This window comes from Cryobacterium sp. GrIS_2_6, from assembly GCF_035984545.1.
GTDB lineage: Bacteria > Actinomycetota > Actinomycetes > Actinomycetales > Microbacteriaceae > Cryobacterium.
Window position 1 is genome coordinate 3,779,704 of record NZ_JAXCHP010000001.1, and the last position, 24,180, is coordinate 3,803,883.

22 protein-coding genes and 1 pseudogene are annotated in these 24,180 nt (G+C 66.2%); 19 read left to right on the forward strand and 4 right to left on the reverse strand.

Annotation, left to right across the window (positions count from 1 at the left end; all coding sequences use genetic code 11):
• Positions 1-33: 33 nt before the first annotated feature.
• Both RCH22_RS18335 and RCH22_RS18340 read right to left on the reverse strand, forming a co-directional pair.
• Positions 34-522: a MarR family winged helix-turn-helix transcriptional regulator gene (locus RCH22_RS18335; protein WP_327015071.1), complete on the reverse strand. Its 489-nt coding sequence runs from the start codon at positions 520-522 to the stop codon at positions 34-36.
• Positions 523-524: 2 nt separating this feature from the next.
• Positions 525-2,282 carry an MDR family MFS transporter gene (locus tag RCH22_RS18340; RefSeq protein WP_327015072.1) on the reverse strand — a complete coding sequence of 586 codons (1,758 nt, stop codon included), beginning with the start codon at positions 2,280-2,282 and terminating at the stop codon, positions 525-527.
• Between the two features lie 418 nt (positions 2,283-2,700).
• On the opposite strand from RCH22_RS18340, the gene rplJ reads away from it, so the two are divergent.
• From rplJ to RCH22_RS18360, 4 genes are all read left to right on the forward strand, one after another.
• Positions 2,701-3,222 (forward strand): 50S ribosomal protein L10, encoded by a 522-nt coding sequence (gene rplJ / locus RCH22_RS18345; RefSeq protein WP_134446735.1) that lies wholly within the window; start codon positions 2,701-2,703, stop codon positions 3,220-3,222.
• A 44-nt stretch (positions 3,223-3,266) separates the two neighbouring features.
• Positions 3,267-3,650, forward strand: a complete 384-nt coding sequence (rplL, locus tag RCH22_RS18350; RefSeq protein ID WP_134446737.1) for a 50S ribosomal protein L7/L12 — start codon at positions 3,267-3,269, stop codon at positions 3,648-3,650.
• A gap of 182 nt (positions 3,651-3,832) precedes the next feature.
• Positions 3,833-4,360 carry a MarR family transcriptional regulator gene (locus RCH22_RS18355; RefSeq protein ID WP_327015073.1) on the forward strand — a complete coding sequence of 176 codons (528 nt, stop codon included), beginning with the start codon at positions 3,833-3,835 and terminating at the stop codon, positions 4,358-4,360.
• A 14-nt stretch (positions 4,361-4,374) separates the two neighbouring features.
• Positions 4,375-5,649, forward strand: coding sequence for an MFS transporter (locus tag RCH22_RS18360; protein WP_327015569.1), 1,275 nt, complete (start codon positions 4,375-4,377; stop codon positions 5,647-5,649).
• Here the strand turns inward: RCH22_RS18360 and RCH22_RS18365 are convergent.
• Positions 5,646-6,683, reverse strand: coding sequence for a LacI family DNA-binding transcriptional regulator (locus tag RCH22_RS18365; RefSeq protein ID WP_327015074.1), 1,038 nt, complete (start codon positions 6,681-6,683; stop codon positions 5,646-5,648). The genes RCH22_RS18360 and RCH22_RS18365 overlap by 4 nt on opposite strands.
• Before the next feature lie 364 nt (positions 6,684-7,047).
• Between RCH22_RS18365 and RCH22_RS18370 the strand changes: the two genes are divergently transcribed.
• The 13 genes and pseudogenes from RCH22_RS18370 (at position 7,048) to chvE (ending at position 21,174) form a co-directional block, all read left to right on the forward strand.
• Positions 7,048-8,412: an ABC transporter substrate-binding protein gene (locus tag RCH22_RS18370; RefSeq protein WP_327015075.1), complete on the forward strand. Its 1,365-nt coding sequence runs from the start codon at positions 7,048-7,050 to the stop codon at positions 8,410-8,412.
• Between the two features lie 159 nt (positions 8,413-8,571).
• Positions 8,572-9,543 (forward strand): sugar ABC transporter permease, encoded by a 972-nt coding sequence (locus RCH22_RS18375; RefSeq protein ID WP_327015076.1) that lies wholly within the window; start codon positions 8,572-8,574, stop codon positions 9,541-9,543.
• Positions 9,540-10,520 carry a carbohydrate ABC transporter permease gene (locus RCH22_RS18380; protein ID WP_327015077.1) on the forward strand — a complete coding sequence of 327 codons (981 nt, stop codon included), beginning with the start codon at positions 9,540-9,542 and terminating at the stop codon, positions 10,518-10,520. The genes RCH22_RS18375 and RCH22_RS18380 overlap by 4 nt, the downstream gene beginning before the upstream one ends.
• Positions 10,521-10,674: 154 nt before the next feature.
• On the forward strand, positions 10,675-12,639 hold the full coding sequence (locus RCH22_RS18385; protein WP_327015570.1) for an ABC transporter ATP-binding protein: 1,965 nt from the start codon (positions 10,675-10,677) through the stop codon (positions 12,637-12,639).
• A 149-nt stretch (positions 12,640-12,788) separates the two neighbouring features.
• The gene (locus tag RCH22_RS18390; RefSeq protein ID WP_327015078.1) at positions 12,789-14,153 is read left to right on the forward strand and encodes a cystathionine beta-synthase; all 1,365 of its coding nucleotides are present in this window, start codon (positions 12,789-12,791) and stop codon (positions 14,151-14,153) included.
• Positions 14,154-14,178: 25 nt separating this feature from the next.
• The gene (locus RCH22_RS18395; RefSeq protein WP_327015079.1) at positions 14,179-15,351 is read left to right on the forward strand and encodes a cystathionine gamma-synthase; all 1,173 of its coding nucleotides are present in this window, start codon (positions 14,179-14,181) and stop codon (positions 15,349-15,351) included.
• A gap of 177 nt (positions 15,352-15,528) precedes the next feature.
• Entirely contained in the window at positions 15,529-16,902 is a 1,374-nt protein-coding gene (locus RCH22_RS18400) for an amino acid permease (protein WP_327015080.1), read from the forward strand.
• Positions 16,899-17,591, forward strand: a complete 693-nt coding sequence (locus RCH22_RS18405) for a cyclase family protein (protein ID WP_327015081.1) — start codon at positions 16,899-16,901, stop codon at positions 17,589-17,591. Before RCH22_RS18400 ends, RCH22_RS18405 begins: the two co-directional genes overlap by 4 nt.
• Positions 17,592-17,691: 100 nt before the next feature.
• Positions 17,692-18,714 carry a LacI family DNA-binding transcriptional regulator gene (locus tag RCH22_RS18410; protein ID WP_327015082.1) on the forward strand — a complete coding sequence of 341 codons (1,023 nt, stop codon included), beginning with the start codon at positions 17,692-17,694 and terminating at the stop codon, positions 18,712-18,714.
• Positions 18,715-18,905: 191 nt separating this feature from the next.
• On the forward strand, positions 18,906-19,037 hold the full coding sequence (locus RCH22_RS18415; protein WP_327015083.1) for a hypothetical protein: 132 nt from the start codon (positions 18,906-18,908) through the stop codon (positions 19,035-19,037).
• A complete protein-coding gene (locus RCH22_RS18420; RefSeq protein WP_327015084.1) occupies positions 19,034-19,744 on the forward strand; it encodes an L-ribulose-5-phosphate 4-epimerase in 711 nt (236 codons plus the stop codon). Before RCH22_RS18415 ends, RCH22_RS18420 begins: the two co-directional genes overlap by 4 nt.
• A 32-nt stretch (positions 19,745-19,776) precedes the next feature.
• Positions 19,777-19,986, forward strand: a pseudogene (locus RCH22_RS18425) (L-arabinose isomerase); the annotation flags it as partial.
• Between the two features lie 63 nt (positions 19,987-20,049).
• Positions 20,050-21,174: a multiple monosaccharide ABC transporter substrate-binding protein gene (chvE, locus tag RCH22_RS18430; RefSeq protein WP_327015085.1), complete on the forward strand. Its 1,125-nt coding sequence runs from the start codon at positions 20,050-20,052 to the stop codon at positions 21,172-21,174.
• Positions 21,175-21,204: 30 nt separating this feature from the next.
• On the opposite strand, the gene RCH22_RS18435 is transcribed toward chvE, so the two are convergent.
• Positions 21,205-21,336 (reverse strand): hypothetical protein, encoded by a 132-nt coding sequence (locus RCH22_RS18435; RefSeq protein ID WP_327015086.1) that lies wholly within the window; start codon positions 21,334-21,336, stop codon positions 21,205-21,207.
• 32 nt (positions 21,337-21,368) lie between these two features.
• Between RCH22_RS18435 and mmsA the strand changes: the two genes are divergently transcribed.
• Positions 21,369-22,910: a multiple monosaccharide ABC transporter ATP-binding protein gene (mmsA, locus tag RCH22_RS18440; RefSeq protein WP_327015087.1), complete on the forward strand. Its 1,542-nt coding sequence runs from the start codon at positions 21,369-21,371 to the stop codon at positions 22,908-22,910.
• Positions 22,907-24,088 (forward strand): multiple monosaccharide ABC transporter permease, encoded by a 1,182-nt coding sequence (mmsB, locus tag RCH22_RS18445; RefSeq protein ID WP_327015088.1) that lies wholly within the window; start codon positions 22,907-22,909, stop codon positions 24,086-24,088. The genes mmsA and mmsB overlap by 4 nt, the downstream gene beginning before the upstream one ends.
• Positions 24,089-24,180: the final 92 nt, after the last annotated feature.

Consider the following 24,180-nt stretch of genomic DNA (forward strand, 5'->3'; position numbering starts at 1 on the left):
AGTTGACTCACGGCGGCCGCGGCGTGGCGCGGGCTACGGGGTGTTGAGCTGGGCGAGGAGCGTGGCGAGCTGGTGCAGGTCGTCCGTCGGCCAGTCGCTCAGGCGCTTGTGCACGATCGCGGTCTCACCGTTCCGTACCGCGTCGAGTTTGGCCCGTGCCAGGTCGGTGACGGCGAGGAACCGGGCGCGGCCGTCGTCCGGGTCGACTTCGGTGCGCACGAGACCGAGCTCGCAGAGCTGCTTCGCCTGGCGGCTGATCACGCTCTTGTCCACATAGAGCGCCGCGGCGACCGCGCTCGAGTGCGTCGGCCCGTAGCGCTCGATGTGGCGCAGGAGCTTGAACGCGAACGGCTGCAGCGACGCGTCGATGAAGAGCGCGGCATCCCGCATGCTCGCCCGGATCAACCCGGCGAGCACGCTCAGCTGCTCCTCGACTTCGGCGATCGCCGTCGCAGACTCCGCGCCCGGTGCGTCATCCCGCTCGTCGGTGTTTGTGGACGCTGTCGGAGTCCCGTGGATCATGGTCACAGACTACTGACTCTGTGCGCGCCGGGCTGGTCGTCCTTCGGCAGGTGAATGACCCCGGTCGGGTTGTTGAGCCCGGCCGGGGCGAGGCCGGCGGATGCCGCGCTCACCTCGATCAGGATGTCTTCCATCTCCTCGACCTCGGTTTCGCGCTCGGCAGCGCGCTCGGCCTTGTCCTCTGCGGCGCGCTTCGCGGCAGTCACGCCGGTGTGCCCGGCCGAAGTGCCGGCCCCGGAACCTTCACGGGCCCTGGAGATGCCTGTCTTCCTCCCCAGGGACGCATTCGGCAGCAGGGTGACCATCACGAGGGTGATAACGGCGAGCGGGATGCCGAGCAGGAAGACCGTGCCGACGCCGGATCCGTACGCGGATTCGACGAGGGTGCGCACCGCGGCCGGGAGGTCCGCGATGCGCGGGATGGCGCCGGAGCCGAGTGCGCTCGCCGCGGCCATCTTGTCGGGGGCGCTGAGCGTGCCGACGCCGTCGGTGATGTGCTGCGCGACCGCCGTTCCGAGCACAGAGCCGAGGACCGAGACGCCGATCGTTCCGCCGAGGCTGCGGAAGAAGGTGACGCTGCTCGTGGCGACGCCGAGGTGTCTGACCTCGATCGAGTTCTGCACGACGAGCACGAGGTTCTGCATCAGCATGCCGAGGCCGGAGCCGAGCACGAACATGTAGACGCCGACGAGCACGAGATCGGTCCGGTAGTCGAGGGTGCCGAGGAGCAGCAGGCCGACGATCACGAGCGCTCCGCCAGAGACCATGATCGCCTTCCACTTGCCCGTGCGGCTGATCAGGGTGCCGAAGGTGACCGAGCAGATCAGGTAGCCGCCCATCATCGGGATGGTCAGCAGGCCGGACTGGGTCGGCGTGGCTCCCCGGGCGAGCTGCATGTACTGGCTGAGGAAGACGGAGGTGCCGAACATGGACACGCCGACCGAGATGCTGGCGATCACCGCGAGGGTGAAGGTGCGGTTGCGGAACAGGGTGAGCGGGATGATCGGCTCGCTGACTTTGAACTCCACGAACACCGCGGCGACGAGCAGGACGACAGCGCCGCCGACCATCAGGAACGAGGGCACGGATGCCCACTCGAACTGGGTGCCGGCGATGGTTACCCAGATCATCAGGAGCGACATGCCCGCAGTGATCAGGATCGCGCCGAGGTAGTCGATCGTGACGACCCGCTTGACCCTGGCCGGGAGGTGCAGGGTGCGCTGCAGCAGGATGATCGCGAGGATCGCGACGGGCAGGGCGATGAAGAAGTTCCAGCGCCAGCCGAAGGCATCCGTCACGACACCGCCGAGGAGCGGACCGCCCACGGTGCCGAGGGCGAGGACAGCGCCGAACAGCCCGGCGTACCGCCCGCGGTCGCGGGGGCTGATGATGTCGGCCATGATGATCTGGCTGAGCGCGGCGAGGCCGCCGGCGCCGAGGCCCTGCAGCACCCGGAAGCTGATCAGGGTGCCGGTGTTCTGCGAGAAGCCGGCGAGTGCGGAACCGAGGACGAACACCACGAGGGAGAGCTGGATGAGCAGCTTGCGGTCGAAGAGGTCGGCGAATTTGCCCCAGATCGGCGTGCTCACGGTCGTCGCGAGCAGGGTCGCCGTGACGACCCAGGTGTATGCGGACTGGTCACCGTGCAGGTCGGAGAGGATGAGCGGCAGCGACGTGCTGACGACGGTGCCGGCGAGGATCGAGACGAACATGCCCATCAGCAGGCCGGAGAGGGCCTCGAGCACCTGCCGCTTCGACATCGGCGTGTCCGAGTCGCGGTGGGGGAGGGGCTGTCGGTCCTGCGAGTTCTGCGGTGGAGCGGTACGAACGGATGAAACGCGAGACATGAAACTCCTGGGCCGTGTAATTGATAAGCGTCAACTATATCTCGATAGTGGACTCAGGTCAACTACTTATGCCGTTCTGCTCACCGGCTGAGGGGCGGATGCCGCGATTTGCGCCGGCCAGCGGCATCCGTTACAGTAAACGAAGCCAAAGACCGCCGGTTGTCGCTGTCCAGTAATGGACGGTGACCGAAGGTTCACTCATGTGAACGGCCCGCGCAGGAATCGAAGTTCAGTTTCAGTTCGCAAGAACTGCTCAGCTCCGGCGCTTGCGCTGGGGCTTTTTTCATGTCTGCGCCCCGGGCTACCGGCACATGAAACCAAGAGGAGCGCCATGGCGAACAAGGAAGCAACGGTCGCCGAGCTGACGGAGAAATTCCAGAGCTCGACCGCCGTTCTGCTCACCGAGTACCGCGGTCTCACTGTTGCGCAGCTCAAGACGCTGCGCGTTTCCATCAGTGCGGACGCCACGTACGCCGTGGTAAAGAACACGCTCACCAAGATTGCGGCCAACAACGCCGGCATCACGTCGTTTGACGACGAACTCGCCGGCCCGTCCGCCATCGCCTTCGTGCACGGAGACCCCGTCGCCGTCGCGAAGACCCTGCGTGCCTTTACCAAGGCAAACCCTCTCCTGGTAGTGAAGGGTGGTTACTTCGACGGTAGCCCGCTCACTGCCGAAGAGGTAGGCAAGCTCGCCGACCTCGAGTCCCGTGAAGTGCTGCTGGCCAAGCTGGCCGGCGCGTTCAAGGCCTCGCTGTTCGGAGCCGCATATCTGTTCAACGCACCGCTTTCGAAGGCTGTTCGCACCATCGAAGCGCTGCGTGAGAAGCAGGAGTCCGCGAACCAGGCATAGGCCTGCTAGCGGTGAGTAACTAAGAAACTATAGGGAGAATAATCATGGCAAAGCTTTCCACCGAAGAATTGCTCGAACAGTTCAAGGGCCTGACCCTCATCGAGCTTTCCGAGTTCGTCAAGGCGTTCGAGGAGACCTTCGAGGTCACCGCAGCAGCCCCCGTCGCCGTCGCCGGTGCCGCTGGCCCCGCCGCCGCCGTTGAAGAGGTCGAAGAGCAGAGCGCCTTCGACGTCATCCTCGAGTCCGTTGGCGACAAGAAGATCCAGGTCATCAAGGTTGTGCGCGAGCTCACCAGCCTGGGCCTCGGCGAGGCCAAGGCCGTTGTCGATGGCGCGCCGAAGGCCGTTCTCGAGGGCGTCACGAAGGAAGCTGCCGAAAAGGGCAAGGCTTCCCTCGAGGCCGCCGGCGCCACCGTCACCCTCAAGTAGTCGGGCCCCCCAGGGGGTTCACTCGAGGTCGACAGGCGTCAGTCGTTCGATTCGCAACACGCAGGGCGTCGCATCCACTGGATGCGGCGCCTTCTGCTGTTTAACCCGACCGGACCCGGGCGCGGGCGGAGGTACATAGCCGGGCTATGGACATAGATAGCCAAGCTATGTACAGTGGAGGAATGCCTTCTGACCTTCCCGCTCTCCTCGGTGACCTGATCACCGTGAACCACCGGCTCACCCGGGTCGCCGCCCACGCCGCGGACAGCCGGGAGTCGCCGGCCGTCTGGCGCACCCTGAGTGTGCTCCGCCAGCTCGGTCCGATCCGCCTCGGCGAGATCGCCGCCCGCAGCCGCATCTCGCAGCCGACCGCCACCAAGCTCGTCGCCCACCTCGTCGAACGCGGCTGGGCCGCCCGCCTCGCCGACCCGCTCGACGCCCGCGTCACGAGCACCGTGATCACTGCTGCCGGCGACGCCGCGCTGTCCGCCTGGCGCAGCGAACTCGCCGAAGCCCTGCTGCCGATGTTCGACGGGCTGGCGGATGCCGAGCTCGCCACGATCCGCAACGCCGTCGACATCCTGCGCGAACGCCTCGACGGCAGCGAGGTTCCCGTGGAGCGGGTACCGGCCGGCGCTCAGCCAGCCATGCCTGCGTCTGCGCCTGCGCCTGGCCGTCCGGCCGGCACTCCGGCCGGAGCCCGCGCGTGAGCCGCGTAACCGCGATGGCGGAACACGGAACCCCCACCGCGACCGACGTGCACGGCCGCCGGGAAGGCGCCGGCAGCATCCTGCACCAGCCGACGGCGGTCTGGGCCGTCGCCTTCGCGTGCGTGATCGCGTTCATGGGCATCGGCCTCGTCGACCCGATCCTGCCTGCGATCGCCCGCGACCTCGCCGCGAGCCCGACCCAGACCGAGATGCTCTTCACGAGCTACCTCGTGATCACCGGGATCGCGATGTTCTTCACGAGCTGGCTGTCGAGCCGGATCGGCGCCAAGCGCACCCTGCTGATCGGCCTCGCGCTCATTGTCGTGTTCGCGCTCGCTGCCGGCCTGTCGCAGAACGTCGAGACCATCATCGGCTTCCGCGCCGGCTGGGGCCTCGGCAACGCCCTCTTCATCTCGACCGCGCTCGCGACCATCGTCGGTGCGGCATCCGGAGGCACCTCCTCGGCGATCATCCTGTACGAGGCGGCCCTCGGGCTCGGCATCGCGATCGGCCCGCTCATCGGCGGGCTGCTCGGCAGCATCAGCTGGCGTGGGCCGTTCTTCGGCAGCGCGGCGCTGATGGCGATCGGTTTCGTCGCGATCATCGTGATGCTGAAGAAGGAGCCGCAGAAGCCGGCGCCGATCCGGCTGTCCGCACCCTTCCGGGCGCTCGCCCGGCCGGGGCTCGGCATCCTCGCGAGCGCGGCCCTGTTCTACAACATCGGCTTCTTCGTGCTGCTCGCGTACACGCCGTTCGCGCTCGTTCCGCTCGGCCTGGGCAGTGCGATCACCCTCGGCCTGGTCTTCTTCGGCTGGGGCATCTCGCTCGCCGTCACCTCTGTCTGGGTCGCCCCGGTCCTGACCAGGCGGATGCGCCGCAGCCGGGTACTCTGGCTCGTGCTGCCCGTGCTCGCCCTCGACCTGGCGGCAGCGGGCGTGCTGATCGGCTCGGCCGCCGGTGTCGTCACGTGCGTCATCGTCGGCGGGCTGCTGCTCGGCGTGCTCAACACCGTGCTCACCGAATCCGTGATGGAGGCGACGGACCTGCCGCGTCCGGTGGCGTCCTCGGCCTATTCGGGCGTGCGGTTCCTCGGCGGGGCGATCGCGCCGCCTGCCGCAACCCTGCTCGCGGAGTTCTTCGGGCCGGCGGTCCCGTTCTACGCCGGGGCGGCATCCGTGTTCGTGGCCGTCGCGATTCTCATGCTCGGCCACCGCCATCTCGCCCGTGCTGACGGTGCGATGGAGGACGAGTTCGAAGAGGCAGAGGCGATCGGCGCCGGAGACAGCTAACGGCGTGGCCGGTGCGGGCCGCTCGTGCTCGAACGGATCACGAGGTTGGTCGGCAGCACCGTGAGGTATCCGTCCTCCTCGAGCCGCGCGTCCGCTTCCGTCGGGCGCGCGAGCTCGGCCAGGAGCGCGCTCACGGCGAGGCGCCCCTGCCTGCGTGGATGCTGTTCCAGGGTCGTGAGGCGGAACATGTCCGCGTACGGATGCCCGTCGATGCCGATCACGGACAACTCGGCCGGCACCTGGATGCCGAGTTCCCGCGCCGCGACGATGACGCCGATGGCGATTTCGTCGCTCGCGGCGAAGACCGCGGTCGGACGGGTACGCGGGTCGCCGAGCACGGACAACCCCACCTCGTAGCCGCCGGGCAAGCTGAATTCACAGGGGTAGAAGCATCGGTCCGTCGATCGGCCAGCGTCGCGCATTGCGGAGTAGAAGCCGCTGAGGCGTTGACTGTGCACCCGGAAGTCCATCTCGTCGATCGGATCTCCGCCGACGTGCACGACGTCGACGTGGCCGAGGCCGAGCAGGTGTTCGGTCGCGAGCCGCGCTGTCGCGACATCGTCGATCGCGATCGTGTGCACGTCCCTGATCGGCCCGCCGATGCCGATCAACGGCCTGCCGAGGCGGTGAAGTCGATCGACCTCCGCCTCGCTCAGGGCGACGCCGACCGAGATGACCCCGTCGAACCGTTTGCGAGCGAGGAAGTACTCGAAGACGCTGTCGCGTTCGGCAGACGCCGCCGGGAGGTTGTAGAGAGTCATGTCGTAGCCCTCTGCAAGCAGGGCCTGTTCGAGGCTCTCGAGCACCTCGGAGAAGAACCACCGGCTGATGAACGGGATGATCACGCCGACGTTCTTCGTGCGCCCGGTCACGAGGCTCGCGGCATTCGGTGAGGCGACGTAGCCGATCTCCCTCGCGGCCGCGACGACCCGGAGCCGGGTCGCCTCCGAAACGTAACCGCGACCGCTGAGCGCGCGGGATGCCGTCGCCTTTGCCACCCCTGCGAGGCGTGCCACGTCGGCGATTGCGCTCACGACTCGTCCTCCTTTGGATCGGTAACGAAAGAGTAGCGCTCCTTTCGCCGTTACTGGAACCGGTTCCAGCAGAAAGGGCTGAACTGTGACACATTTAATGCCAGCGTGTGCGTGGTCGCGCGATCATCGGCGGAATCTTTGCGATTTCGTGACAAAGATTGTCTTGCCAATCCCGCCGACCTCCCGTAGTTTGTGATGTGGAACCGGTTCCTTACGTACGAAGGCAGGGGAATCGGATACCGGCACGATCCCGTATTGCAGTTCATGATTCCCGCAGTACAGTCCCGCACCACAGTCCCGCATCACATTTCGGTACGTGAACCGCATAGCTTGCGTACCCGCATCACTCAATGAGGAGAAACGCATGAGCGTGAAGCAGCACCGCCGGTTCTACCTGCCGCTGGCCACCGCGGCCGTCGTCGGACTCGCCCTGACCGGATGCACGGGCGACATCGCCGCATCCAGTTCGTCGTCGTCCAACTGTGCCGACTACGCGTCCTACGGGACGTTCAAGGACAGCCCCGAGGTCAAGATCGGCGGCACCATTCAGGACGTCGAGGCCGATCGCCTCGTCAACTCGTGGGCCGACTTCCAGTCCTGCACGGGCATCAAGGTCACCTACCAGGGCACCAAGGAATTCGAAGCCCAGATCGCGGTGCTCGCCGAGGGTGGCAACGCCCCCGACATCGGCATCATCCCGCAGCCGGGCCTCTTCAACAAGCTCGCCGCTGCCGGCTTCCTCAAGAAGGCGCCGGCCGCCGTCGAGGCGAACGTCGACAAGTGGTGGTCGAAGGACTGGAAGGGCTATGGCACCGCGGCGGATGGCACCTTCTACGCCGCCCCGCTGATGGCGAGCGTCAAGGGCTACGTCTGGTACTCGCCCGCGGAATTCAAGGCAAAGGGCTACGAAATCCCGAAGACCCTCGATGAGCTGACCGCCCTCACCGCCAAGATCGCGGCGGACGGCGACCACAAGCCGTGGTGTGCCGGTGTCGGTTCCGGTGACGCAACCGGCTGGCCGGGAACGGACTGGGTCGAGGACTACGTGCTGCGCCAGGCCGGCGCGGACACCTACGACAAGTGGGTCACGCACAAGATCCCGTTCAACGACCCCGCCATCGTGAAGGCGTTCGACTCCGTCGGCGCGATCCTCAAGAACCCGGACGACGTCAACGGCGGTCTCGGCGATGTCTCGTCGATCATCTCCACGCAGTTCGGCGACGCGGGCCTCCCGATCCTGGACGGCAAGTGCTCCCTGCACCACCAGGCCTCGTTCTACGAGGGCTTCTGGAAGAAGGCGGACGGCTCCGCAGTGACGGTTTCCCCCACGGGCGATGTCTACGCGTTCCTGCTTCCGCCGGTCAAGGCCGGCGGCGACCAGGCGGTCACCGGTGGCGGCGAGCTCGTCGGAGCCTTCAAGACGAGCGACTCGATCACTGCAGTGCTCAGCTACCTGTCCAGTGACACCTGGGCGAACAACCGGGTCAAGGAGGGCGGCGTGATCAGCGCCAACACCGGCCTCGACCCCGCGAACGCCTCGAGCGACCTGCTCAAGCAGAGCATCACCATCCTGCAGGATCCGAAGACGGTGTTCCGTTTCGACGGTTCCGACCTGATGCCGGGTGCCGTCGGCACCGACTCGTTCTGGAAGGGCATCGTGTCCTGGCTGAGCGGCGACAGCAGCCAGAAGGTCACGGACACCATTGAGGCGAGCTGGCCGAAGAGCTAGTTCCCCGGGGCATCCGCTCGCGGATGCCCCAACCGGGGCGGGGCCTGCCGAGAAGTCGGCGGGCCCCGCCACCTGTCTCCCGCACGACCCGCACCACCCACACGACCTCCACGCGACCCCTCGCACGACCGCTTCGCGCACGATTGAAGGGACCGGCCAATGACGACCGCAGACTTACTGGGAAAGATAATCCAGGTAGTGGGGGCACTGGCAGCGTTCGCGCTCGTCATCGGTCTCCTGCTTTTCCTGATCGACAGGGCGCCCAAACGCGGGCGCGACTATTGGCAGCTGACCTTCTTCATCGCACCCGCCCTCCTCCTGCTGCTTGCCGGTTTGATCTACCCGGCCTTCCGTACCTCCCTCCTGGCGTTCACCAACAGTTCGGGTGCCTATGTCGGCGCCGAGAACTTCGTCTGGATGTTCACCCAGCCGGCTGCTCTGATCACCCTGGGCAACACCCTGATCTGGGTTGTCGTCGTGCCGACGATCTCAACGGCCATCGGCCTCGGCTACGCGGTCTTCATCGACAAGTCCCGGGGAGAGAAATACTTCAAGGCCCTCGTCTTCATGCCGATGGCGATCTCCTTCGTCGGCGCCGGAATCATCTGGCGCTTCATCTACGACTACAAATCCGGAGGAAGCGACCAGATCGGCCTCCTGAACCAGATCGTGGTCTGGCTCGGCGGCCAGCCGGTGCAGTGGCTCCAGACGTCGCCGATCAATACCTTCCTCCTGATCATCGTGATGATCTGGATCCAGACCGGATTCGCCATGGTCATCCTCTCTGCAGCGATCAAGGGGGTCCCGACCGAGCAGATCGAGGCCGCCGAACTCGACGGAACCAACGCCTGGCAGCGATTCACCAACGTGACGATCCCCGGCATCCGGGGCTCGCTCGTCGTCGTGATCACGACTATCTCGATCGCCACCCTCAAAGTCTTTGACATCGTGCGCACGATGACCGCCGGCAACTTCAACACGAGCGTCATCGCAAACGAGATGTACACGCAGGCATTCCGAGCCGGTGAGCAGGGTCGCGGCGCTGCGCTCGCGATCGTGCTGTTCCTGATGGTGCTGCCGATTGTCATCTACAACGTACGAATCATACGCAAGCAGAGGGAGATCCGATGAGCGACAACGTAGTCGACCTGCCCATCGTCGGCACCAAGAAGAATGCCCTCGAGGTCGTCACCGTCGGCACCAAGTCGGCCAGGGTGAAACGGCGCCTCACGTCGCGCATGGCGACGGTCGTGTCGCTCGTCATCGCGATCCTCTGGACGCTGCCGACCTTCGGCCTGTTCGTGTCCTCCTTCCGGCCCGCCGGGCTGATCACCACGACGGGGTGGTGGACCATCCTGCAGAACCCGGGCTTCACGCTCGACAACTACAAAGAGGTACTGCTCTCCACCTCGCAGTCCTCCCCGCAGCTCGGCGCGTACTTCGTGAACTCCCTCGCGATCGCGATCCCCGCCACGATCTTCCCCCTCGTGATCGCCTCGATGGCCGCGTACGCCTTCGCCTGGATCAAGTTCAAGGGAAGTGGCGCACTCTTCGTGCTCGTGTTCGCGCTGCAGATCGTACCCCTGCAGCTCGCGCTGATCCCGCTGCTCCAGATGTTCACCGCGATCCTGAAGCCGGGGCAGGAGGCGCTCCACCAGCTGATCCCGATGATCCCGGCGCAGAACTACCTGCCGGTCTGGATCGCGCACACGATCTTCGCACTGCCGTTGGCGATCTTCCTGCTGCACAACTTCATCTCCGAGATCCCGAGCGAGGTCATCGAAGCGGCCAGGGTCGACGGCGCCAGCCACGGGCAGGTCTTCTTCCGGATCGTGCTGCCTCTCGCGGTGCCCGCGCTCGCGTCCTTCGCGATCTTCCAGTTCCTCTGGGTCTGGAACGACTTGCTCGTCGCCCTGATCTTCTCGGGTGGCACGCCGGATGTCGCACCGCTCACGCAGCGCCTGGCCGAACTCACCGGTACCCGTGGGCAGGACTGGCAGCGCCTCACGGCCGCGGCTTTCGTGTCGCTGATCGTGCCTCTGATCGTGTTCTTCAGCCTGCAGCGGTACTTCGTGCGCGGGCTGCTGGCCGGCTCGACGAAGGGCTGACCAGGCCCGGGCATCCGCTCGGACAACAACTGTGCCCTTATCGGACACCTGTGCCCCGCGCAACGGGAACAGTTGTCCGGAGCGGGCACAGTTGCGTGCCCTGCAGGCGAGCGGATACCGCAGCGGCGACGCTTAGGCTGGCTTCATGAGTGCAATGCACGGCCACGGTGGCGGGTCAGCCCCCTCCGGCCGGCCTGGACAGTACGGACGCCCGCGCGGGCGGATCAGCGGCGGTGATCCCGTCGCCCAGCGCGCCGAGAACGCCGAAGCACCGCGGATACCGAACCTGCTCGGCAGGATTGCCGCGCTGTTCACGCCGCACCGCACCGCGCTCACTGTCACCGTTGTGCTCGTGATCATCAGCGCCGCGCTCTCGGTGGTCCCGCCGCTGCTCGTGCAGCGCGCCTTCGACGAGGGCCTGTTCCCGCCGGGGGGAGAGCCCAACCTGCCCCGCCTCGCGACCCTCGTCGGGCTCATGATCGCGATCTACCTCGGTTCCCAGCTGCTCGGGGTGTGGCAGACCTGGCTCACCGCGAGCGTCGGCAACACCGTGATGGGCGCCCTGCGCGTGCGGCTGTTCACCCACCTGCAGGCCATGGAGCTGAACTTCTTCACCCGCACCAAGACCGGGATCATCCAGTCGCGGCTGCAGAACGACGTCGGCGGCGTCGCGAGTGTGCTCACGAACACCATCTCGAGCCTGCTCGGGAACGCCGTCACCGTGATCGCCGCGTTCGTCGCGATGCTCCTGCTCGACTGGCAGCTCACGATCGTCGCCCTGATCCTGATGCCGATCCTTGTGATCGCCCAGCGCCGCGTCGGCCAGGTCCGCGCCCGGATCGCGGCGAAGACCCAGGAATCGCTCTCCGACATGACCGCGATCACGCAGGAGACCCTGAGCGTCTCCGGGATACTGCTCTCCAAGAGCTTCACCCGGCAGCAGGCCGAGATCGGCCGCTACTCGGACGAGAACGACAACCAGGTGCGCCTGCAGGTCAGCCAGCAGATGAGCGGCCAGTGGTTCTTCGCCATGGTCAGCATTTTCCTCTCGAGCATCCCCGCGATCGTGTACCTGGTCGCCGGCCTGTTGATGAGCAACGGTTCCGCCGACATCACCGCCGGCACGATCGTCGCGTTCACGACGGTGCAGTCCCGGCTGCTGTTCCCCCTGCTCGGCCTGATGCGGGTCGCACTCGACCTGCAGACCTCGAGCGCCCTCTTCGCGCGGATCTTCCAGTACCTCGACCTCGTCCCGGCGATCCAGGATTCCCCGGACGCGCCCGCGGTGCCCGAGACCGGCCCCGCCACCGGTCGCGTCGAATTCGACGCCGTCACGTTCGCCTATCCGGATGCCGCCGGTGAGTCCCGGCCCACCCTCGATCAGGTCTCGTTCACGATCGAGCCCGGCCAGTTCGCCGCGTTCGTCGGGCCGTCCGGCGCCGGGAAGACGACCGTCTCCTACCTGATTCCCCGCTTCTACGAGGCGAAGGAAGGGCGGGTCCTGTTCGGCGGCATCGACGTGCGCGATCTCGCCCAGCAGTCCCTCGTCTCCCACATCGGCATCGTGAGCCAGGAGACCTATCTTTTCCACGCGACCATCGCCGAGAACCTCCGCTACGCGAAACCGGATGCCACGCCGGACGAACTCGAGGCCGCCGCCCGGTCCGCGAGCATCCACGACACGATCGCGTCCTTCCCCGCCGGCTACGACACGGTCGTCGGCGAGCGCGGGTACCGGCTCTCCGGCGGCGAAAAGCAACGCATCGCCATCGCCAGGGTGCTCCTGAAGAACCCGGAAGTGCTCATCCTCGACGAGGCGACGAGCGCCCTCGACGCCATTTCAGAGCGCGTCGTGCAGGCGGCACTCGACACCGCGTCCCGTGGCCGCACCACGATCGCGATCGCTCACCGGCTCTCGACGATCGTCGCGGCCGACGTGATCTTCGTCGTCGACGGCGGCCGGATCGTCGAGAGCGGGACCCACGGCGGCCTGCTCGCCGCGAACGGCGTCTATGCGCGGCTCTACTCCGAGCAGGTTACGAGCCCGGGCGCCGTCCCGGCCGTGGCCCCGAGCGCCCGCCCGATTCCGCCCCGCCCGCTCTCCGACGAGCGGTACTAGAGTTGAAGGGTGCTCGTCCGTCTGAAGTGTCCGTGCTGTCCGGGTCGCTGACCGACCCTGACGTCCGACCCCGATCACTCCTCGCCCGTCCCGTGCGTGAGCCCCAGGCCGCGCGGTGACATTCACGACACCTCGACGAAGGATCTTCCATGAAGATTGCAGACACCATCCTCGACCTCATCGGCAACACGCCGCTGGTCAAACTGAACAAGGTCACCGAGGGGATCAGCGCGACCGTGCTGGTCAAGCTCGAGTACTTCAACCCGGGCGGCTCCGCGAAAGACCGGATCGCGACCCGCATCATCGACGCTGCCGAGCGTGACGGCCTGCTGTTGCCCGGCGGGACCATCGTCGAGCCCACGTCCGGCAACACCGGCGTCGGCCTCGCCCTGGTCGCGCAGCAGCGCGGCTACCGGTGCGTGTTCGTGCTTCCGGACAAGGTCGGCGAAGACAAGCGCAACGTTCTCACCGCGTACGGCGCCGAGGTCGTCGTGACCCCGACATCCGTCGCCCCCGACGCCCCCGAGTCGTACTACAGCGTCTCCGACCGGCTCGCCCGGGAGATCCCCGGCGCCTTCAAGCCCAACCAGTACGCCAACCCGAACGGGCCGCTCAGCCACTACGAGTCGACCGGGCCGGAGATCTGGCGCGACACCGAGGGCACCGTCACCCACTTCGTCGCGGGCGTCGGCACCGGCGGCACGATCACCGGAACCGGGCGCTACCTGCGGGAGGTTTCCGGCGACACGGTCCGGATCATCGGCGCGGACCCGGAAGGCTCGGTCTACTCCGGCGGCACCGGCAGGCCCTACCTCGTCGAAGGCGTCGGCGAGGACTTCTGGCCGGCGGCATACGACCCCGCCGTCGTGCATGAGGTCATCGCCGTCTCTGACGCCGACTCCTTCGCCATGACCAGGCGCCTCGCGCTCGAAGAGGGCATCCTCGTCGGCGGTTCGAGCGGCATGGCCGTCGTCGCGGCCCTTCGCGCCGCCGCGACCCTCCCGGCCGACGCCGTCGTCGTCGTGCTGCTGCCCGACGGCGGTCGCGGCTACCTCGGCAAGATCTTCAACGACAAGTGGATGCGCAGCTACGGCTTCAGCAACGCCCCGGCCGGGCACACCGTGGCAGACCTCCTCGAGAGCAAGACCGGCACCCTGCCTGCCTTCGTCTACGTGCACCCGATCGACACCGTGCGCGACGCGATCGAGGCCATGACCGTTTCGAGCGTCTCCCAGCTGCTCGTGTTGACCGCCAAGCCGCCGGTCGTGATGGGCGAGGTGCTCGGCGCGATCGACGAGCGCCACCTGATGGAGCTCGTCTTCTCCGGTGAGGCGAAACTCACCGACAAGGTCAGCGCCTATGTCGGTGATTCCCTGCCGATGATCGGCGTCAACGAACCCGTCGCGGCCGCCCGTGCCGCCTTCGCCCACGACGATGCCCTCCTCGTCACCGCCGATGGCAAGCCCCTCGGCGTCATCACCCGCCACGACCTCCTCACCTACCTCAGCGCCTGAGCGCCAACCACCAAAGGACCCACGGATGCCCAGCACCCCGAACTTCGACACCCTCGCCATCCACGCCGGACAGGAATTCGACCCGACGACCGGAGCCGTCATCCCGCCGGTCTACCTGACCTCGACCTATGTCCAGGAGAGCATCGGCCACCTGCGCGGCGGCTACGAATACAGCCGCGGCGGGAACCCGACGCGCACCGTTCTCGAGACCTTGCTCGCCGCCCTGGAGGGTGGCGCGCACGGCCTGTCGTTCGCGAGCGGCCTCGCCGCGGAGGACACCATCCTGCGTGCCCTGCTCGCGCCCGGCGATCACATCGTGCTCGGCAACGACGTCTACGGCGGAACGCACCGTCTGATCAACACGGTTCACGGCGCGGTCGGCATCCGCAACACGACCGTGGACCTGTCCGATCTCGCCGCCGTCGAGGCCGCGATCATTCCCGGTGAAACGAAGATCCTCTGGGTCGAGACGCCGAGCAACCCCCTCATGAAGATCAGCGACATCGGCGCGCTGGCCGCGATCGGGCATCGTTTCGGCGTCACCGTGATCGTCGACAACACGTTTGCGAGCCCCGCCCTGCAGCATCCGCTGGCGTTCGGCGCCGACGTCGTCGTGCACTCGACCACCAAGTACCTCGGCGGTCACTCCGACGTCCTCGGCGGGGCCCTCGTGATCAATGACGATGCGCTCTACCAGAAGGCGCAGTTCCTGCAGTTCGCCACCGGACCCGTCTCCGCGCCCCTCGACGCCTGGCTCACCGTGCGCGGCATCAAGACCCTCTCGGTGCGGATGGACCGACACTGCTCCAACGCGCAGGCGATCGCCGAACACCTCGACGGCCATCCAGCCCTCGAAGCCGTCTACTACCCCGGCCTGCCGAACCACCCCGGCCACGAGCTCGCCAAACGCCAGATGAGCGGCTTCGGCGGCATGCTCTCGATCGCGTTCGCCGGCGGGGCCGCCGCGGCCCGCGCCTTCGCCGAGTCCACGAAGCTCTTCCAGCTCGCCGAGTCCCTCGGCGGCGTCGAGTCCCTCGTGAACTACCCCGCCGAGATGACGCACGCCTCGGTGCGCGGAACCGAACTCGAGGTCGCCGACAACATCATCCGCCTCTCCGTCGGCATCGAGGACAAGGCCGACCTGATCGCCGACCTCGACGCTGCCCTCGCCGCGGTCTCCCGCTTCGCTCGTCCCTAACGAATTCGACGGACTTTTTGGGTTTTGAGTACCCGAGAGGCGTGTTGAACCGGTTCAGAATCGAAAAACTCCGTCGAATCGGTTAGGGCGACGGTGAGACGAGAGTTGGCAGGAATTCGACGGAGTGTGTCACGTCTGCCATTTCGCCGGGGCATGCTCGTCCGGCAGCATAGGACCATGACCCCGCCGACGGATGCCCCCGCGAGCCCCGTTCCCACAGGCTCCGGGAGTCTGGGCCTGCTGCAGGGCACCGCGTTGTACATCGCCGCTGTCCTCGGCACCGGGATCCTGGTGCTGCCCGGACTCGCCGCCGCTGCTGCAGGGCCGGCCTCCCTGCTCGCGGTCCTGATCGTCTTCGTGCTGTCCATCCCGCTCGCGGGCACGTTCGCGGCCCTTGCCGCCCGATACCCGGACCCCGGCGGCGTGGCTAGCTACGTCCGAACGGCCCTCGGCCAGACGTGGGCGCGGATGACCGGCTACTGGTTCTTCTTCGGCGTCGGCTTCGGCGCCCCGGTCGTCGCGATGCTCGGCGCGGAATACGTCGTCGCGATCCTCGGGGTGGACCCGGCCGCCGTACCGGTCATCGCCCTGCTGATCCTCGTTCCACCGTTCGTGTCCAACTACCTCGGCGTGCGGGTCTCCGGAGCCGCGCAGCTCATCCTCACCGGAGCGCTGCTCGTCATCGTCATCGGGGTCGTCACCGTCGCCTTCCCCGCCGCAAAACCGGGAAACTTCCAGCCGTTCCTGACCCACGGCTGGACCGGGGTCGGCGCCGCCGTCAGCCTATTCGTCTGGGCCTTCGCCGGATGGGAGGTCGGCACCCACATCGCGGGGGAGTTCCGCAATCCCCGCCGCGTCATCCCGGCGGCGACGGCGATCGCGCTCGTGGTCGTCGGCGCGGCCTACCTCGCGCTGCAGTACGTGACGGTAGCCGTCCTCGGCGGTGCTGCGGGAACGGGCGCTGTCCCCCTCCTCGCCCTCGTCGCCCAGGCGCCCGGCGGCGTCGGCCCGGTCTCCGTCGCGGTGATCGCAGCGATCGTCGCCCTCGGGGTGCTCAACGTGTACCTGGGCGCGTTCGCCAAGCTCGGCGCCTCGCTCGGTCGCGACGGCGACCTCCCGCTCTGGCTCGCCCGCGGTGTCGAATCCGGCGGCGTCCCGCGCCGCAGCCTCACCGTGGTTGCCGTACTCACCGGTGGGTACTTCACGATCATGGTGACGCAACACCTGCCCCTGTCGGTCTTCATCCTGATCCACACGAGCTCCATGGTCGCGATCTACACCCTCGGCATGATCGCCGCCGTGCGCCTCCTGGACCGCTACAGCCTTGGCTGGTGGCTCGCAGCGGTGAGCGTGGCCCTCACCGGCGCGCTGCTCGTGCTCGCGGGTCCGAACCTCCTCGTTCCCGCCGTGCTCGCCCTCGTCGCCGTCGTCATCGACCGGGTCAAGAAGCGCCGAACGAACCCCCTGCGCTCGCGCACACCCGAACATTCGCGCGGAAGTGCCCGCTCAACACGTCCCCGCCCAGCCCGAACCGCCCAGGAGAACACATGAGCGTTGCCCGTGCCCGCCTGATCGATCTCAGCCACACCATCCGGGCGGGCCTCGTTACGTACCCGGGGCTGCCGGCTCCCGTGATCGAGCCCTTCCTCACCCGTGCGGCCTCGCGCTCGGCCTACGCGCCAGGCACCGAATTCACCATGGACGTGATCACCCTGATCGGCAACACGGGCACCTACCTCGACAGTCCGTACCACCGCTACGAGGGTGGAACGGATCTCGCCGGCCTCGACCTCATTACCCTCGTCGACCTCCCCGCCGAGGTATTCCATCTGACTGATGCTGCGACCCGTGGCATTCCCGCAGCGGCATTCGCCGAGCGCGGCTCAGACTTGGCCGGTTCGGCCGTGCTCATCCACACCGGCTGGGACCGCCACTTCGGCACCCCGGAGTACACGGCGGGCGCTCCCTTCCTGACCGACGTTGCCGTCAAGTTCCTCGTCGGTGCCGGGGTGGCCCTCGTCGGGATCGACTCGCTCAACATCGACGACACCGAGGGGAGTGGGGAGCGGCCCGCCCATTCGGCCCTGTTCGCTGCCGGCATCCACGTCGTCGAGCACCTCACCGGGCTGGGGGACGTACCGGCCTCCGGCGGGACGTTCTCGGCGGTGCCTCCGAAGATCGAGGGCTTCGGCACCTTTCCGGTGCGGGCATTCGCGCGGGTGCCCTGCCCCGCCAGCTGAGGCCGCATTCCGGCCATGTGACGGTCACATCGCGACTCCCCGGCGGTGCATACTGGGGGTGCAAGTTTTTTTTGTGACCGTGCTCATAGACGAGGCCCCGATGACTGCCGAACTGCCCACTGGCCGGGCTCCCAGCATCCGGGACGTCGCACGCCTCGCCGGAGTCTCGCATCAGACCGTGTCGCGAGTCCTCAACAATCACCCGAGCATCCGGGACTCGACCAGGGCCCGCGTGCTGCAGGTGATCGAGGAGCTCCAATACCGGCCCAACCGGGCGGCCAGGGCGCTGTCGAGGGGGCGATCGCGCACCATTGGCGTGCTGTCGGCTTCTGGGGCTCAGTACGGCCCCGCGAGCAGCATCGCCGCGATCCAGGATGCGGCGCGGGAGGCGGGCTATTACGTCAACACCGCGAACCTGACCTCGGTCGACACTGTCTCGATCGAAGCGGCACTCGACCACCTGATGTACCAGTCGGTCGAGGGGATCGTGGTCATCGCACCCCAGGTCCGCGTCTTCGACGTCCTCGAACAGCTCTCGATCGAGGTGCCGTATGTCACACTCCAGTCGACGGGGCGGCCCAATGACCACGCGCTCTCCGTCGACCAGATCCACGGTGCACGACTGGCCACACGGCACCTCATCGACCTCGGGCACCGGCGCATCTTCCACCTCGCGGGGCCGCAGGACTGGATCGAGGCCGAGGCGCGGATGCGCGGATTCCTGGAGGAAATGGGGGCGATGGACGTGCCGACGACCGCCCCGATCCTCGGGGACTGGACGGCGGACTTCGGCTATCACGCCGGGCGCGAACTCTTGCGGCAACGCGACTTCACCGCGATCTTCTCCTCGAACGACCAGATGGCGCTCGGGATCATGCACGCGGTCAGGGACGCGGGGCTCGACATCCCGCGGGACGTGAGCATCGTCGGGTTCGACGACATTCCGGAGGCAGCACACTTCTGGCCGCCGCTCACGACCGTGCGCCAGGATTTCGCGGAACTGGGCCGCCGGTGCATCGCCCTCCTGCTCGGCACCATCGCCGGAGAGGACCCGGACAAGTTCCCTGCAGCGATCATTCCCGAGCTCATCGTCCGGGGCTCCACAGGGCCCCCCGCCTTCTGAATCCGGCGCGTTTCGGGAGGTTACCAAAACGCAACCAGCCACTTTTCGCCCTGACTTGACAAGGACGCCCACTGCGGGCGTAATGTGAGCACAGCGATTGTGACCGTTCACATTTCGTGACAAAGTAATTACGCACGTGAGTACGCAGACGGCCACGGCCTCAGCACCGCATGACAAAGGAGTCGAATTTCGTGATCGAGAACGCACAGGCCGCGCCCGCAGCCGACGCATCCGCCGAGATCTCTGTCATCGGAGGCGATCGCCGACCGAACTCCCTCACGCGCGATGCGGGCATCTCCACCGGTGCGGTGGCGTTCGCATGAGCACCTACGGACCCCAGATCGAGGTCGCGATCGCCCGTATCCGCTCCGATGTCGCCGACCTCCACGCCGAACTCACCCGCAACGGCCTGGTGGTCTGGACCGGCGGCAACGTCTCCGGCCGCGTTCCGGGCGCAGACCTTTTCGTGATCAAGCCGAGCGGCGTCGACTACGCCGACCTCGCCCCGGAGAACATGATCCTGTGCGACCTCGACGGCGCCGTGATCCCCGGCACCCCCGGCTCGGACCGTTCCCCGTCGAGCGACACCGCCGCCCACGCCTACGTCTACCGCAACATGCCCGAGATCGGCGGTGTCGTGCACACGCACTCCACCTACGCGACCGCCTGGGCCGCCCGCGGTGAGGAAATCCCCTGCGTGATCACGGCGATGGCCGACGAGTTCGGCGGCCCGATCCCGATCGGCACCTTCGCGATCATCGGTGACGACACGATCGGCCGCGGCATCGTCGCGGCGCTCACAGGACACCGGTCCCGGGCCGTCCTGATGCAGAACCACGGCCCGTTCACGATCGGCAAGGACGCCAGGGACGCGGTCAAGGCCGCGGTCATGGTCGAAGACGTCGCCCGCACCGTGCACATCGCCCGCCAGGGCGGCGAGCTCATCCCGATCCCGCAGGCCGCGATCGACTCCCTCTACAACCGCTATCAGAACGTCTACGGACAAGCGCCGCAAGGAGCACTGGAGTAATGCCCGCGTTTTCGACCACTCTCGAGCGCTTCGAAGTCTCCACCTCCGCCGCAGCCTGCCTCACCGCAGGCGCCGCCCACCACACCGTGATGTCGACAGCCGTCGGCATCGAGGTGTTCCACGATTTCGCCGAGATTGCTCGCACCGAGCTTCTCGTGATCGATAAGACCACCACCCTGCGGGATTTCACCCGCGAGGTGCGTTGGAACCAGGCCTACTACCCACTGGCACAAGGCCTGTAATCACATAGCAGCACCAATACAACTGCCATCAGAGTTGATAACAGATCCACGAAAGGTAATTCAGTGAAGACAAGTAAGGTCCTCGCAGGCATCGCTGCCATTGGACTCGCACTCTCCCTCGCTGCCTGCTCAGGCGGACGTGGCGACACAGCCACCACCACCGCTGCGGCGGGCGCCAACGCCGGCGCACTTGTCGGCGTCGCAATGCCCACCAAGTCCAGCGAGCGCTGGATCAAGGACGGCGACGCTGTCAAGGCCTCCCTCGAGAAGCTCGGCTACAAGGTCGACCTCGAATACGGCGAAGACAAGATCCCCACCCAGGTCCAGCAGATCAGCAACATGCTGACGAAGGGCGCGAAGATCCTCATCATCGCGTCGATCGACGGCACCGCGCTCAGCGACCAGCTTGACCAGGCCGCAGCGGCCGGCGTCAAGGTCATCGCGTACGACCGCCTGATCAACGGCAACAAGAACGTCGACTACTACACCACCTTCGACAACAACGAGGTCGGCGTGCTGCAGGCCACGAGCCTGCTCACCGGACTCGGCGTGGTGGACAAGGACGGCAAGGACACCGGCAAGACCGGCCCGTTCAACGTCGAGCTCTTCGGTGGCAGCCCCGACGACAACAACGCCACGTTCTTCTTCAACGGCGCCATGTCGATCCTGCAGCCGTACATCGACAAGGGCGTCATCGTGGTCAAGAGCGGCCAGGTCAGCTTCACCCAGGTGGCCACCCTGCGTTGGGACCCGGCGACCGCCCAGAAGCGGATGCAGAACCTCATCGCGAGCACCTACTCCGACGGCTCCAAGGTCGACGGCGTGCTCTCCCCGTATGACGGTCTCTCCATCGGCATCATCTCGGCTCTGACGAGCTCGGGCTACGCGACCGACAAGCTCCCGATCATCACCGGTCAGGACTCCGAGGCCGCTTCGGTCAAGTCGATCATCGCCAGCCAGCAGTACTCCTCCATTTACAAGGACACGCGCCAGCTCGGCGACGAGGCCGTGAAGATGGCTGACGACCTGCTCAACGGCAAGACCCCCGAGGTCAACGACACGAAGAGCTACAACAACAAGGTCAAGGTCGTCCCGACCTTCCTGTTCGCTCCTCAGGTCGTTACCAAGGACAACTACAAGGCCCTGCTCGTCGACACCGGTTACTACACCGAGGCCGACCTCAAGTAGGTTCTTCTCTCCACCGGCAGTGGCGGCGGGTCACCCCGCCGCCACTGCCAGCACTGCCAGCACTGCCAGCACTGCCAGCACTGCCAGCACTGCCAGCACTGCCAGCACTGCCAGCACTGCCAGCACCGAAAGCACCGAAAGCACCAGCACCACAACCACCACCCACCCTCTCTCCACCGGAAGAAGAAGTAACGGTGACAACGAATATTCTCGAGATGCGCAGCATCACGAAAACCTTTCCCGGAGTGAAAGCCCTCCAGGACGTTTCCCTCGCGGTGAAGCGAGGCCACATCCACGCGATTTGCGGTGAAAACGGTGCAGGAAAGTCCACCTTGATGAAGGTGCTCTCCGGCGTCTACCCGCACGGCACCTACGAGGGCGAGATCGTCTTCGAAAATGAGCCGGTCGCCTTTAAATCCATCAATGACTCCGAGGCCTCAGGCATCGTGATCATCCACCAGGAGCTGGCGCTGAGCCCGTTCCTCTCCATTGCCGAGAACATCTTCCTCGGCAACGAGCAGCAGAACAACGGCTGGATCGACTGGAACAAGACCAATATGGAGGCGGCCAAGCTGCTCGCCAGGGTCGGTCTCAAGGACAACCCGATCACTAAGATCCGCGACATCGGCGTCGGCAAGCAGCAGCTCGTGGAAATCGCGAAGGCCCTGTCCAAGGAGGTCAAACTCCTGATCCTGGACGAGCCGACCGCAGCACTCAATGACGAGGACTCCGCGCACCTGCTCGACCTGATGAAGCACCTGAAGGGCCAGGGCGTCACCTCGATCATGATCAGCCACAAGCTGAACGAGATCAAGGCCATCGCCGATGAGGTCACCATCATCCGTGACGGCAAGCTCATCGAGACGCTCGACATGCACACCGATGACATCTCCGAGGAGCGCATCATCAAGGGCATGGTCGGCCGGGACCTCGGCAGCCGCTACCCCGACCACACGCCGAACATCGGCGAGGAACTCCTCCGGGTCGAAGACTGGAACGTCTACCACCCGCTCGACCACCAGCGCCGGGTCGTCAAGGACGCGAACATCACCGTCAGGGCCGGCGAGATCGTCGGCATCGCCGGGCTGATGGGCGCGGGCCGGACCGAGCTCGCGATGAGCGTGTTCGGCCACAGCTATGGGCACAACATCTCGGGCACCGTCTACAAGAACGGCGTCAAGATCAACACGAGCACGGTAGCGAACGCCATCGAGCACGGCCTCGCATACGCAACCGAGGATCGCAAGCGGTATGGCCTCAACCTGATCGAGGACATCAAGCGCAACATCTCCACGGTGGGCATGCACAAGATCGCCAAGCGCGGCTGGGTGGACTCCAACCAGGAGATCGTCGTCGCAGAGGGCTACCGCAAGAGCATGAACATCAAGGCTCCGACCGTAGAGGCCCTCGCCGGGAAGCTCTCCGGCGGAAACCAGCAGAAGGTCGTGCTGTCCAAGTGGATGTTCTCCGACCCGGATGTCCTCATCCTCGACGAACCCACCCGCGGCATCGACGTTGGCGCCAAGTATGAGATCTACGGGATCATCAACCGCCTCGCCGACGCAGGCAAGGGCGTCATCGTGATCTCCTCCGAACTGCCGGAACTGATCGGCATCTGCGACCGGATCTACACCATCTTCGAAGGCCGGATCACGGCGGACGTCGCCCGCGGGCAGACGACGGCTGAATTCCTTATGCAAAACATGACCCAGGAAAGGGACAAGGACAAGCGATGAGCGTGTTCAGATCTTCACTTAATTACCTCGCCGGCCAGCTGCGGCAAATCGGCCTGTTCATCGCCCTGATCGCGATCGTGATCTTCTTCCAGGTGGCCACCAACGGCATCACCCTGAAGCCGATCAACGTCACCAACCTGATCGTGCAGAACAGCTACATCCTGATTCTCGCCGTCGGCATGGTCATGGTCATCATCGCCGGCCACATCGACCTCTCGGTCGGTTCGGTCGTCGCCTTCGTCGGTGCCATGTCCGGCGTGATGATCACGCAGTGGAATGTGCCGTGGTGGCTCGCGATCATTCTCTGTCTCGGCGTCGGTGCCCTTGTGGGAATGTGGCAGGGCTTCTGGATCGCCTACTTCGGGATACCGGCCTTCATCGTCACGCTGGCGGGAATGCTCACCTTCCGTGGGCTCACCCAGATCGCCCTGCAGAACAAGCAGATCTCGCCGTTCCCCGACGAATTCCGTGCCCTCGGCAGCGGGTTCCTCCCCGACCTCGGCGGCGGAACCAGCGCTGTCGAACCGCTGACCCTCGGTATCGGCATCATTGCGACGCTCTTCCTCGTGCTCCAGGGCATCCGCCAGCGCCGTGCCCGCGCGAAGTACGACGTCGAGGACGAGCCGTTCGCGTGGTTCCTCACCAAGCTGGTGTTCACGGCGGCCATGATCATCGGGATCACGTACCTGCTCGCGAGCTACCGCGGCACGCCTATCGTGCTCATCGTCCTCGGCGTCCTGATCGTCGTCTACGCATCCGTGATGTCGAACAGCGTCTTCGGCCGCCACATCTACGCCATCGGCGGCAACCTGAACGCCGCGGCACTGTCGGGCATCAAGACCAAGCGCGTCACCTTCATGCTCTTCGTGAACATGGGCGTCATCTCGGCACTCGCTGGGCTCGTCTTCACCGCCCAGCTCAACCTCGCCAACCCGAAGGCCGGTGACGGCTTCGAACTCGACGCCATCGCCGCCGTCTTCATCGGAGGAGCCGCGGTCACCGGTGGTATCGGTACCGTCACCGGCGCCATCATCGGTGGTTTCATCATCGGGCTGCTGAACAACGGCATGTCGATCCTCGGTGTCGGAACGGAGTACCAGCAGCTCATCAAGGGCCTGGTGCTGCTCGGTGCCGTCGCGTTCGACGTCTACAACAAGCGTCGCTCCGGCGGTCGCTGACCCGCACCAGTACGCGAGAGCGGGCCGGTCGTCTTCGGACGACCGGCCCGCTTTTTTTTGCGCCTGCGATCTGCCTTTTGTGTATCCGACCG